At 69.8% G+C, this 1651-nt stretch carries 1 protein-coding gene; it reads right to left on the bottom strand.

Annotated features, from left to right (window positions below):
• Nucleotides 1-31: 31 nt before the first annotated feature.
• The gene (locus ACZ5CR_RS44680; RefSeq protein ID WP_468869273.1) at nucleotides 32-1267 is read right to left on the bottom strand and encodes a sensor histidine kinase; all 1236 of its coding nucleotides are present in this window, start codon (nucleotides 1265-1267) and stop codon (nucleotides 32-34) included.
• Between the last annotated feature and the right edge of the window lie 384 nt (nucleotides 1268-1651).

Consider the following 1651-nt stretch of genomic DNA (forward strand, 5'->3'; position numbering starts at 1 on the left):
CGGTGCACCCGACCCGATAGCGCACGGCCCCTCACTGCTTCGAGCGGACGTCCTGGAGCGTGTCGTCGGCGAGGCCCTTCAGCGGAAAGGCGGCCTGGACCTGCCAGCCCCCATGGGGTAGAGCGCCCGCGCTCAGCGTTCCGTCGAGGGCCTCGACGCGTTCACGGAGCCCCACCAGACCGAAGCCCCCGCGTCCACCAGCGGGCGGGGCGGCCTTGTAGTGGGGCGCGGTGTTGGCGACCGTCACTTGCATCCATCCACTGCTCGCGTCCAGGTGGACGGTGGTGAGGGCGCCGGGAGCGTGGCGGCGGACGTTGGTGAGGGCTTCCTGGACCAACCGCTGCACGGAGAGTTCCACCTCGGGACTGAGGCGAGCGGTTCTGGCTGCCGCGGTGGCATCGAGCCGGGCAGGCGCCTCGTCGCTGGCATCGGCGCAATGGGCTGAGTGCGCGGAGACGAGGTCGGCCAGCTCGGTGAGCAGGTCGCCACGGCGCAGGGCGGTGTGGTTCTCCTCCCGCAGGACGCGGACCAAGCGGCGCATCGACTCCAGGGTCTCCGCGCCGGACCGGACGATGGTGCGCAGGATGGGATCCACCTTGTCGGGCGCGGTGGCCTCGATAGCCAGTGCGGCGTTGGCCTGCACGATGATGCCGGTCATGTGGTGGGCGACCAGATCGTGCAGGTCCCGGGCGAGGGCCAGCCGTTCCGCCTGACGTACGTCGCGCACGGCGCGTTCCCTACGGGCCTCCAGACCGCGGACTCCGCAACCGAGGGCAACACAGACCGCCAGCACCATCGTCAGGAAGTACCCGCCGGCGACGAAGGCATCCCATGCCCGAATGCGGAGCGGCAGCATGAGGACCGTGCCGCCCAGTGCGACGGTGCAGGCGATCGCGTGAGCAGGCCGCCAGTTGTGCGCCGTGGTACGGACGACGAGGTAGAGCAGCCCGCAGGTCTCCAGTGCCCCCCACCACGCGACAGCCGAGGTGGGATCGATCAGGCACCAGACGGTGAGGGCAAGGGAGGTCGTCACTGCGCCGATGACGCGTCGGGCCAGGGAGCACAATCGAGGCATGCCCAGGGCCGCGAGGGCGATCAGCGGACCGGTGACCAGCACGGGCAGCCAGGTAGTGGGTGATCCGAACGGATCGGGGGTCCTGGTGGTGAGTACAGCGATGTCGGCGAGCCAGGCGAGCCCGAACGCGATCAGAATACTGATCTTGATGACTCTGCCGCCGGCCGCACTGAGCGGGAAGTTCCAGTCCACGCAGAACAGCGTAGGAGCGTAAGCCGAGATCAGTGTCGGCCGAATGACCGACAGGCCGGTGCGTGTCCGGTACGAGCGGCCGACGCGGCGCCCCCCTGACGGGCGAAATCCTGGTGAAGACGGCGGCCGACCTCCGAGGGACGGGCCCCGCCGGCGCATCTCGCGACCGAGGCGCAACCAACAGGACCTGCCCGTTCGCAACGACCGACCGCCAGATCGACAGACAGAGAGTTGTCACACCCTCATGGCCACCTTCCTGCACCGAATCGGCCGGGCCGCCTTCACACGGCGCTGGCTGGTCGTCCTCTTGTGGGCGCTCGTCCTGGGCGGCCTGGGCGCCGCCGCCGCCAGCAGCTCGGGCCCTCAGAGCTCGAGCTTCACCCT

This window comes from Streptomyces sp. NPDC031274 (assembly GCF_055570235.1).